Below are 10783 nucleotides of genomic sequence, written 5' to 3'. Positions count from 1 at the left end.
CTTTATGATTATGTTTGATGACCGTATCAGCAGGCATTTAATCTAAATGGCAGTTACACAGAATTCGGGATGGTCTCATACCAGCCAATGACGATGCTCCCACGCTTTAAACCCAGTATGATAAATACAGTTCTAGATGATCACAGCAGCAGACAATAGGACAACAACATATAATAATTCAGCCGTGTTGCTGCTAATAACTAGAAAAGATTGAGAGTTTAATAGCCGATTCTAATAATTTTTACATATAGCTCTTTCTGAATGGGTTTTAGCAATTGACGATATTGTACCTGTAGACTTCACATATTCGTTGTTCTGAGGAGAGATATATCATGTAATTTATTTTCTATTACTGCTCTCAATAACTTACCTAAATTATTAATATTAGAGAATATAGTAAGTATATACAGCAACGTTTCGTAAGGTATTATAATTTCCTTTATCGCTACTACCATGTACTATAAGTGGTTTGATAATAGCGATATAATAATTTACTGCACTCAATTCCTATAGTAACTGCATCAGCTGATGTCTTTGATTTAATATAAAACGAATGAAGCTTAACGGAAGCATTTAATGCTATGAATCAGTAATCGTCATAAAAGCTTACATTTTGCTAGATATAGGGATGGAATAAGTTATATTGAGCCTATAGGCCCAAATCCAGAATGCAGGGACTGTTAAGCGAAAAGTACAGTCTCTAGCTTTTTGGCTAGCATTCCATACTCATAATGCTCTAATGCTGCTTTACGACCATTCATCCCCATTTGGTTACGTTCAGACTCTGTCATCCTATATAATTTTAAAATACCGTCAGATAACGCCTGTGGATTCTCTGGTTCTATTTGTAAACCAGCTTTTGCATCCTCTACAGGTTTGTAATCACCTGAATCTATTGCGTATAGAATAGGCTTAGCAGAATAGAAATAGTCAAACAGCTTGTTAGGAGATACGCCAAATTTGAATAACGGATCAGATATTAAACCTATAAAGCATGCATCAAAACTATTTAACATTGCTTGAACCTGTACTTTGAGAATAGGGTCGATAAAAATAACGTTGTTTAAATTTTTTTCTTTTACCAAGTCTTGGAGTTTTTCCTTTTCCCGACCGTGTCCAACTAAGACAAACGCAATATCGGATTCATTTTTTAGGATTTCAGCAGCCTCAATCAGAATATCTAAAGTATTAGCAAATCCAAGAGTGCCTGTATAACCAATAATAAATTTATTTTTAGGTAACTGTGGTTGTACTACTTCATTTAATGGAACTTTTTTGTTCACTTCATTTAATGAAAAGCCATTAGCAATCCAAGTAAATTTATCTCGTTGCAAGCCGTGCTTAACCATATGCTCAACTGAGTTTTTAAGGTTTGATAACACATGATCGGAATCTCTATAAGCTTTAATCTCTATCCACTGCATAAAACGTATAAAGGGATGATTAGGAGAAAAGCCACCAATCTCCGTAAATGTTAGTGGCCATATATCCCTTATCTCGAATACCAATCTTGCTGAAAAGTGATTCGCTAAACGCTGAGCACCTAAAAAGGGAATAAGCGAAGGAGATGAGAATAAAATGGTATCTGGCTTATGTTCGATTAGTTTTTTTAGTTTCTGAATACGTTTAGCAAACAGAAACCAGTTTAAAGCGCGCTGCTTACTATGAGCATCAACGTATTTTGGCATCTTGATCCAAACAAAGGTAAAGCCAGAAATCTGCTCGAAAGTCACATCTTCTTTAAAGTCGGGCTGCTCCCGCAACAAATGATTTGCGGTAGACGCTATTACGTAAACTTTATGCCCCTGTTTAGCTAGCTCTTCAGCTAGGTAAAAATACCGACCTCCAATACCTGTTTTAGGTGTAGATGCATATTGGTAAATAATCCATACTACCTTAGTATCTTTCACGCTATGTTCCGCCCTTTAGATTTTCATCGTTTTTAATTGTTCAACAATCCGCTTAGCAGCTACACTGCCACCATACAAACTATGCTTATCTTCTACTGTACGGCCTAAGTTACGTGTCGCAGCATCAATAATGGCATGAGTATCAGCACCTACTAATTCATTAGCACCTACCTCAATCAGCTCAACCCATTCAGTTTGATCACGCATAGTCACGCAAGCCTTGCCAAAGAAGAATGCTTCTTTTTGTACACCACCACTGTCTGTTAGCACTAAACCTGTACGCTGTAATAACCAAATCATTTCTAAGTAACCTACAGGATCAATCAAATACACGTCAAGGGTCAAACCCTGCTCAGCAATCAAATTGCGAGTACGTGGGTGTAGTGGTAAAACAACTGGCGCAACATTACGGTGTAGATGATTAAGCGCATTAACAATAGCGGCTAAGCGATTAGGGTTATCAGTATTCTCAGCGCGATGTAACGTAGTCAGAATGAAACCATCAGCAATAGAAAAATCTTTCGGTTGAGTAGCACGCTGAGCAAAAAGTTCTGCACTGTCCTGCATGACATCACCTACCTGCAGTACTTCAATAGGCTTATCTGCAAATCCTTCACGCTCTAAATTAGCAATAGCTGAATCTGTAGGGCAAAATAATACACGACTTATTTGATCTGTAAGAATACGGTTAATTTCTTCTGGCATTTGCATATTAAAACTACGTAAACCAGCTTCAACGTGCGCCACAGGGATATGCAGCTTAGCCGCTGCTAACGCACCAGCAAGCGTAGAGTTAGTATCACCATAAACCAACACCCAGTCTGGCTCTTCTTGCAATATAACTTTTTCAATTTCTATCAGCATCCGCCCAGTCATATCCCCATGACTACCACCGTGAATATCTAATTGGTAATCAGGACGAGGAATGGCTAGCTGATCAAAAAATATATCAGACATGTTCGCATCAAAGTGCTGACCGGTATGTACTAGAATCTCAGTTAAACCGTCTGCTTGTTGAATGGCTTTAGAAACCACACTGGCTTTAATAAACTGGGGACGTGCACCAATTACTGTTAATATTTTCATTATTTTCCTTAAGTGTCTTCAACCGGCTAGCTTTGTATAAAACTCTAAAAGTTTTTTCTCTTCTATATCCCAATTATATTTTTCATACACAGCACGCTGACCATTACGCCCCAACTGTTCAGCTTCTTCAGGGTTATTAACTAAATAATCTATCGCTTTTGCTATAGCTTGTGGGTCTAGGGGATCTACACATAGCCCACACTTATTACCTTCGATTATTTGCTTCCAAAGTGGAAAATCAGAAGCAATAACAGGTAGACCAACCGCCATATACTCAAACATTTTCACAGGTAGCGCATCTAGGTAATTAATCACAGGATACAAAGTCACTAAACCTGCTACAGAATCATTTAAAAGTATACGTACGCCATTGCGATCTAACCAACCCAGCTCATCTACTTGTTTCCAACTTTTTTCTGCTTTAACTATCGTTTCAGTTTCAGCTTCACTGAAAGATCCTCCTAATCCAAGTCTAGTTTCTGGTTGTACAAAAGCCATTGCTTGAACTATTTCATGAATACCACGAATACGAGCAATACCGCCTACATAACATACTTGATTTTTCTTCTGTGACCAATCAATTTGGCTGCTTGCTAACTCTGCAAGCAGAGGATAGTTATTGATATCGACAGAACTTATCCCCATTTTTATAAATTTGTCGCGTATGAAGGGAGTGGCAGCTACTACAGCATCTAACTTACGGCAAGACCAATATTCATAAGTAGCAAATATTTTAGACAAAGCCCATCTAGCTGGTTTATTTAGATACGGCTTACCTAATAACTGCTTAGGTACATCTTCATGCGCATCAAAAACTACTTTCTTACCCAGCTTCTTAAGCTTTAAGCCGATAGGTATAAGCTCTGGATCATGCAGATGATAAATATCTGCATCTAATTCAAGTGCTTTTTGAAATACACGGCTTGGTGCATTACGCATACGATCTAAACGCCCTTTTGAAGCGCCTACATCAAAAATAGCAATGCCATTTTTTTGCTCATCTTTTTTACCATCTGCGACGATCAATGAAACTAAAAACCCATTAGCAGCCAGAGAAGTACATTCTTTTAAAAATATACGCGTATCATATCGAGAATGTACTGATGTCAGATGAACAATAAGATTTTTCATACAATTTTTTTCCAAAAATTTTGTCTTTATAGCAATTGATTTTTATTTTTTTTAAAATTCTTATAGGCTAATTTGGTCTCAACCGAGCATTGAGAAAATAAAAATATCTGATAAAATGCTGAAAAGAAAATTAGTAATACAATATAATCCCAATAGTAAATTTTAGAAGTTAATAATGGTAATATCAAGATTATACCTTTAAAATTGTATTTCTTAAAAAAAGCTAAAACTATTAATAAGAAAAATAATACAGAAAAGAATAATCCGTAAACGACAGTGAAAATAATGAATAAACCTGCATCTTGAGGCGACTTACAATTAATACAAAAATCTGAAGCATATCCAGATCCAAAAAATAATATATCTGGAAGGGTTTTAAAAAACTCATTGTAAGTATCAATCCTTATTTCACCAGAACCAGTTTCAAATAAAAGCTTACTTTCTAAAAATGAATATATGCTATCCGTTATAAAAAATGATAGTAGCAGTAATATTGATATAATTCCTACGATAAGCATAATAAAAGAACGCCTTTTAAAAACTAATCTTCCTTCTTCATAAGCTATAAATTTATACTGTAATATAAAGAATATGAATACTATCCCTGATACAGCTACCCCCCATGCAGATAGTGAAAATAACATAGCTAAAGCTGTCGCTAAAGTTAATTTAGTGTCAGGCTTATCTTCAACCAATAAAAACAAAAGAAATAAAGCATAAATCCAATTGGAAAGAGTGCCTGGTTCTATATACATACCACCAAGTCTTATAAAACCCTCAGACTCTTGATATCTGGCTTCACTCCATGGAAATATTATGGAATGGATATCAACATAATTAAAAAAATTATACAAAATAAATTGTAAGACTAAAGCTAGGAAAGAAGTATAGATTAGTAACTTAAGAGCGTCTATCAAGTAAACGCTGGTTAGAAACTTTCTATAAAAACTATAAGCCCAAATCACACCTAATAATAACCCTTGAAATGCTATTAAAAATTTCAAGCTAAAGCTTGATAATGCAGAAATAATATACCAACAAGAAAAAATCAACATGCATATAATAAGTCTTTCAGATTTGAAGAATCCATTTAAACAGAGTAAAGTTAGAATAAGTATTCCACATGCAGAGAATCTTACTAGTATTGCAAAATCAAGACCTTGTGAATATGACTCTGTAGGCACTAAGAAGTATAAGTATGTAATAAAAATAAACAAAATAAATAACTTAGACCTTCTCTTTTCAATAGAGGGAATAGAGTACATGTTCAACCACCCTTTAAAGTTTAATATACTACTATCTAGGTAGCTTGCTTGATATTTCGAATAAAAGAAACACTAAGTATGTTTCTTCTAAATATGTATATGCCTACTATTAATAATACTAACCATATAATAATAGGGCTTTTACCTAATGTAGGTATAGATGAAATTATAGATGCTATAAGCAAAAGAGTAATTATAAAGTAAGTTTTAATCCTCGGTATTTTCCTCCAAACGAAAATAGATAACTCAGTCCTTATTATATAAAACCCCCAAAAAGATATTGCAGTTGATATCGCTGCTCCACTGGCACCGTACGTGGGAACTAGCAAATAATTACCCAATGCATTAGTGAACATAGCGACAATAGAGGCAACCATAGATAAGCTTGTTTTGCGTACGATAGCTATCCCTACTCCAGTAGTTTCAGATAACGTATAAAATAACGGTCCAAGCAAGCAAGCAGTAATCAAATACTCAATAGCAGCATACTCTTTGGGTAAAAAATAGGTTAATATCCAAGAAAACATTCCTGATAATATCACTATGAAATATATAGCGGCTAATAGATGTTCAGATATCTCATCTATTTTATCTAAATTAACACCTTCATTTACCCATTTATAAACCATAGGAGCCCAAATTGTATTAAAGATACCAGCGAATATAGCTGCTGCACCAGCTATGCTGACAGCAACTGAATATACTCCTAATTCTGCAAAGGTAGACATACTTCTCAAAAAAAGTTTATCCATAACCTTTAAACCCCAAGAAGCCAAACCGCCAATCACTAAAGGAAGTCCAAAAACCAATAACTTATTTAACTCTTTTAAGTCTATTTTATAATTGAAAGCCCTTAACCAATCTTTACGAGTATTCCATGCAAATATCACAAAAATAGCAGTGATAGATAGAGTATGGGCAGTGACTAAGTTATAAATGTCTGCTGTCAGACCTAGCCAGAGAGTAGAAAGAATGGATGCTAAAAATAAGATTTTGGGTAGTAGTTGGCTCATTGAATAAGCTAGTGCTCTTTCATCCATTCTCAAAATCAACGATAAGAATCGTGATATCAATGAAAGTATAAAACAGAGAATACTAATTATAGTTAAATAAGTACTAGGAACATCATAGAGCCATTTAGATATAAGCTGACTATCAATAATAAAAATAGCGCCAAAAATTACTATACTAAGAATAAGACCAGGTAATAGAACTGTTTTAAATAATTTTGGTTTGACATTGTGCTCATGATATTCACGTACGTAGGCTTGGTCTAAACCTAAGCAGAATAGCAAAACTGAAAAGCTCGCCACTACCTGTAGCATGGATATTCTGCCTATATCCTCGACAGAATAGAACCATGTGATAATAGGCAGAGTAATAAAACCCATAATAGCCGCGCCAATTGGGCCTATCGCATAGGCTAGTATTTTATTACGAGTCATATAAACCTACAACGCTCTCAACTTGGATGACAAATAGTGGGTAATTCACACTAGAATTAAAATGCTTTTCTACCCAAGATTTTGCACTTGTTCTATAAGCTTGTTTTTTTTCCTTTGACAAAATTGTATTAATACCATCAATAATCTCATCAATACTAAAACCATTTGGTAATAAGTAACCGTTAGATTCGTTGACTAGGTCAGATATCTCACCTATATCTGGAGCGATGGCAGGTACTCCATAGCTCATAGCTTCCATTATAGAGACCGGTATACCTTCCGACTTACTAGTATTTATAAACACATCAAAATGATTTTTTTCTAATATGACTTTTACGTCTTTATTCACTAGATGGCCAACAAAATCTATTTTAAGATTGTAATATTGAGAGGTCAAATCATCCGATCTAGCCTTTAGCACATCATATAAAGGCCCAGCACCAATATGAATCCATTCAACTATTAAATGACTATTAATTTTTGCGTAAGCTTCTATAGCATCCATGATTTTATCTATCTGCTTTACTGTTACGCAATATGATAATGACAATATTTTAACTTTACCATTCATTGACTTTGTATCAAATTCTTCTGAAGGAATGTCAACGCCTAACTTACTGACATGAAGTGATTGAAATTCAGCACCGTACATATTACTGTAGTAGTTCAAAGCGTTTTCAGACAATAAAAAAACTTTGTCATAATCACTATCACTAGCAAACTGTTTTTTTAAAGGCATATAACTATTAGTTCGCCTTTCTGTATAAAGGTCACCTCCATGCGCTCTTGAAATGATGTGCTTGATAATGCCTTTTTTTTTCAGAATACAAGCTGCATAAAATGACGCATCATTCCAGTAGCTATAAACTGTAATATTGCCATTTACATGTTTTAAGGAATGTACCAAAGAATCCTTAATTCTTAAAGTCAACGCTGTTGTCTTCAATGCCGATTTAATATTTAGAGGCCAGTGTTTAAAGTGACTATTTTCTTTTATAGAAAGCAACTCTTTGTGATATATAGGGCTAAAAAGGCTCGATAACACATAATTCGCCTTAGATTTCATATATATTGGCTTAATAAGTTTTATATTCTTTTGATATAAACGACTATTACCTTTCGCTTGATAAGGCATAATATATACATTATCGAATTTTGTATTTTCCCAATACTGAATTTCGCTTTCTAAGAACTGTTCACCACCTTCATAAGGAAAGCTACTAGTCAGTAAGACTAAGTTATTCATTCTATCAGTACCTTGACAATACGTTCTTGCTCGTATTCCTTAATATAAGGATGCATCGGCAAACTCATTACTTTTTGTGCTACTGCGTCGCCTACTGGCAGTACTGCATTGCTATAGGCAACGGCAGGTTGCCTATTCAATGGAATAGGGTAGTGTACTGCTGTAGGAATGCCTGCCTCTCTAAGTTTGGCTTGTACCTCATCACGGTTTTCTACTTGAATCGTATATTGAGCCCATGCACTTTGATTATGCGCTTCAACAAATGGAGTAGTAGAAATACCAGCTTCATTAAATAGTTTGGTATAAGTTTCTGCAACCCGCTGTCGGGCTTGCATCTCGTCTTCCAAAATCTCTAACTTTGGTAATAAGATAGCTGCTTGCAAAGTATCTAAACGACTATTTACACCCACACGAATATGATGATAACGGCGGTCTTGACCGTGACGAGCGATTTGGCGGAGCACTTTAGCAAGCTCATCATCATTAGTAAATATCGCACCACCATCCCCATAACAGCCTAACGGCTTACTGGGGAAAAAGCTGGTAGTAGCGACTGTACTTAGATTACAGGATTTTTTATCTTTATAACTAGCACCAAAGCTTTGTGCCGCATCTTCAATTACGGGTATGCCATATTTATTAGCAATAGCATTAATCGCATCCATGTCCGCGCATTGTCCGTATAGCGATACTGGGATAATAGCTTTGGTCTTTGATGTGATGGCAGCTTCTAGCTTTTGTGGATCAAGGTTATATGTCTTTGGGCACACATCAACATATATAGGTTTTGCACCCAGTAGAGCGACAGTTTCTGCAGTAGCAATATAAGTAAACCCTGGTGTAATAACCTCATCACCTGGACCAATACCAAAGGCCATTTGTGCAATCTGTAGCGCATCGGTACCATTAGCACAGGTAATGCAATACTTAGCACCGGTGAAGTCAGCCAGCTTTTCTTCTAGTTCGCTGACTTCAGGGCCAAGAATATATTGTCCGTGGTTTAATACGGCTTGAATACCAGCATCAATTTTATCTTTAATACGTGCCTGTTGGGCGACTAGATCTATAAATTGCATACACTATCCCGGGTATTACCCGCTCCTACAACTAAGTATATAAAATCGGTTACGCTTGTTTAGTGACCAAGCCGTTATTAAGTGCGTATACAGCGTCAGTATGCTGGCAGTCGGTTTGCGCTTGACCGGTTAAGGGTAAATCTAACTGCTCACCAAACTCACTCATCCAACCAATTTGTCTAGCAGGTACACCAACTACTAAGGCGTATGCAGGCACATCTTTATTAATCACAGCACCAGCACCGACAAATGCATATTCGCCAATGGTAATACCACAAACGATAGTGCAGTTGGCCCCAAGCGTTGCGCCTTTTTTTACAATAGTATCTAAAAACTGATCTTTACGTTCAATAAGCGAGCGCGGATTATAGACGTTGGTAAAAACCATACTTGGACCACAAAACACACCGTCTTCAAGATGAACGTTGTCATACACTGAGACATTGTTTTGGATTTTACAGTGATCACCAATGGTGACTTTATTACCGATAAATACGTTTTGTCCAAGGGATACGCCCTTACCAATTTTTGCACCGCTGCAGACATGGACAAAGTGCCAGACACGAGAGCCTTCACCAATCTGAGCGCCTGCATCTACGATAGCTGAGTCATGAATCGATACGGTAGGATGGATAGATAAAGTCATACGTTAAGCTCCATTAATAGTTAATAAGCGCTTAATATTAGGATGCACACGCGATTCATCTGTAACTGAGTCTTTAGCATGGCGAATGTATTCAACAGTCTTAACCCCGAACCGTGCGTCTTCCAGACCGTAACCACGTCCTGCAAGGATTTCTTGGTAAGAGACCGTATGCAAGTCAGTAAATCCACCAGAGAATTCAATTTCGTCCCCTTCGATATTAATCGAACGATAGGTTGGTTGTTTGCCCTTTACGCTTTCAGGTAAATCCTCTGCATCAATAGATAAGAACCAACGTACACGAGCCTTATCATATTCTAGATAGCCACCCGCTTTAGTGTCATCGGTATAGTAGACTTCGTTGTCTACCAAGTCGCCGAATATAAAGTGCAACATGTCAAAAAAGTGTACGCCAATGTTAGTGGCAATTCCGAAAGACTTGTTTAAGTCACCCTTCCAGCTTTCAAGATACCATTTGCCTCGAGAAGTAATATAAGTCAGGTCTACCTCATACTTTTCTGAGCGATTGGCTGTGGCAATTTGTTCTTTTAATTTTAATATGGCATCATGATGACGTAACTGAAGAATGTTATATACTTTTTGACCTGTCTCTTTTTCAATCTCGATCAACTCATTAAGAACGGCTTCAGTCGGTACTAATGGTTTTTCACATATTACGTCTGCTCCCATTCTAAGACCAGCGGCAATATGAGGGGAGTGCAAGTAATTGGGAGAGCAAATTGAGACAATATCAATTTTTTTATTCACATCACGTTTAAGTTGATAGCAATAATCGCTGAACCGCTCAAATTCAGTGAAAAATTCACTACTAGGAGAGATACTATCGATAATGCCCACTGAATCATTAATATCGTAAGCGACGACCAACTGATTGTTAGTCTCTTTAATCGCTTTCATATGACGAGGGGCAATATATCCAGCAGCGCCAATTAATGCAAAATTTTTCATTAACCTTTCCTT

9 protein-coding genes are annotated in these 10783 nt (G+C 36.4%); all 9 read right to left on the bottom strand.

The genetic code is table 11. The features are described 5' to 3' along the window. Nucleotides 1–680 precede the first annotated feature (680 nt). Nucleotides 681–1910 carry a glycosyltransferase family 4 protein gene (locus AAEY78_RS04640; protein ID WP_352337701.1) on the bottom strand — a complete coding sequence of 410 codons (1230 nt, stop codon included), beginning with the start codon at nt 1908–1910 and terminating at the stop codon, nt 681–683. Between the two features lie 15 nt (nt 1911–1925). Further along, a complete protein-coding gene (wecB, locus tag AAEY78_RS04635; protein WP_352337699.1) occupies nt 1926–2996 on the bottom strand; it encodes a non-hydrolyzing UDP-N-acetylglucosamine 2-epimerase in 1071 nt (356 codons plus the stop codon). Nucleotides 2997–3014: 18 nt separating this feature from the next. Further along, on the bottom strand, nt 3015–4127 hold the full coding sequence (locus AAEY78_RS04630) for a glycosyltransferase family 4 protein (RefSeq protein ID WP_352337697.1): 1113 nt from the start codon (nt 4125–4127) through the stop codon (nt 3015–3017). A 26-nt stretch (nt 4128–4153) separates the two neighbouring features. After that, nucleotides 4154–5182 (bottom strand): hypothetical protein, encoded by a 1029-nt coding sequence (locus tag AAEY78_RS04625; protein ID WP_352337696.1) that lies wholly within the window; start codon nt 5180–5182, stop codon nt 4154–4156. A 245-nt stretch (nt 5183–5427) separates the two neighbouring features. Then, entirely contained in the window at nt 5428–6837 is a 1410-nt protein-coding gene (locus AAEY78_RS04620; RefSeq protein ID WP_352337694.1) for a lipopolysaccharide biosynthesis protein, read from the bottom strand. Continuing rightward, complete coding sequence (locus AAEY78_RS04615; protein ID WP_352337692.1) at nt 6827–8083, bottom strand: glycosyltransferase; 1257 nt, start codon at nt 8081–8083, stop codon at nt 6827–6829. The genes AAEY78_RS04620 and AAEY78_RS04615 overlap by 11 nt, the downstream gene beginning before the upstream one ends. Next, nucleotides 8080–9159, bottom strand: coding sequence for a DegT/DnrJ/EryC1/StrS family aminotransferase (locus AAEY78_RS04610; protein WP_352337691.1), 1080 nt, complete (start codon nt 9157–9159; stop codon nt 8080–8082). Before AAEY78_RS04610 ends, AAEY78_RS04615 begins: the two co-directional genes overlap by 4 nt. Before the next feature lie 49 nt (nt 9160–9208). Beyond that, complete coding sequence (locus tag AAEY78_RS04605) at nt 9209–9805, bottom strand: acyltransferase (RefSeq protein WP_352337690.1); 597 nt, start codon at nt 9803–9805, stop codon at nt 9209–9211. Nucleotides 9806–9808: 3 nt separating this feature from the next. After that, nucleotides 9809–10771 carry a Gfo/Idh/MocA family protein gene (locus AAEY78_RS04600; RefSeq protein WP_352337688.1) on the bottom strand — a complete coding sequence of 321 codons (963 nt, stop codon included), beginning with the start codon at nt 10769–10771 and terminating at the stop codon, nt 9809–9811. Nucleotides 10772–10783 lie beyond the last annotated feature (12 nt).

This window comes from Psychrobacter sp. 16-MNA-CIBAN-0192, assembly GCF_040309565.1.
Taxonomy (GTDB): domain Bacteria; phylum Pseudomonadota; class Gammaproteobacteria; order Pseudomonadales; family Moraxellaceae; genus Psychrobacter.
Note: the sequence above shows the minus strand (reverse complement) of the source record. Positions and strands in the feature narration are given on the sequence as shown.

Excerpts from the sequence above, each read along its gene's own strand:
- AAEY78_RS04610 (WP_352337691.1), bottom strand. The coding sequence starts at position 9,159 with ATGCAATTTATAGATCTAGTCGCCCAACAGGCACGTATTAAAGATAAA.
- AAEY78_RS04625 (WP_352337696.1), bottom strand. The coding sequence starts at position 5,182 with ATGTTGATTTTTTCTTGTTGGTATATTATTTCTGCATTATCAAGCTTT.
- AAEY78_RS04600 (WP_352337688.1), bottom strand. The coding sequence starts at position 10,771 with ATGAAAAATTTTGCATTAATTGGCGCTGCTGGATATATTGCCCCTCGT.
- AAEY78_RS04630 (WP_352337697.1), bottom strand. The coding sequence starts at position 4,127 with ATGAAAAATCTTATTGTTCATCTGACATCAGTACATTCTCGATATGAT.
- AAEY78_RS04620 (WP_352337694.1), bottom strand. The coding sequence starts at position 6,837 with ATGACTCGTAATAAAATACTAGCCTATGCGATAGGCCCAATTGGCGCG.
- AAEY78_RS04615 (WP_352337692.1), bottom strand. The coding sequence starts at position 8,083 with ATGAATAACTTAGTCTTACTGACTAGTAGCTTTCCTTATGAAGGTGGT.
- AAEY78_RS04605 (WP_352337690.1), bottom strand. The coding sequence starts at position 9,805 with ATGACTTTATCTATCCATCCTACCGTATCGATTCATGACTCAGCTATC.
- wecB (WP_352337699.1), bottom strand. The coding sequence starts at position 2,996 with ATGAAAATATTAACAGTAATTGGTGCACGTCCCCAGTTTATTAAAGCC.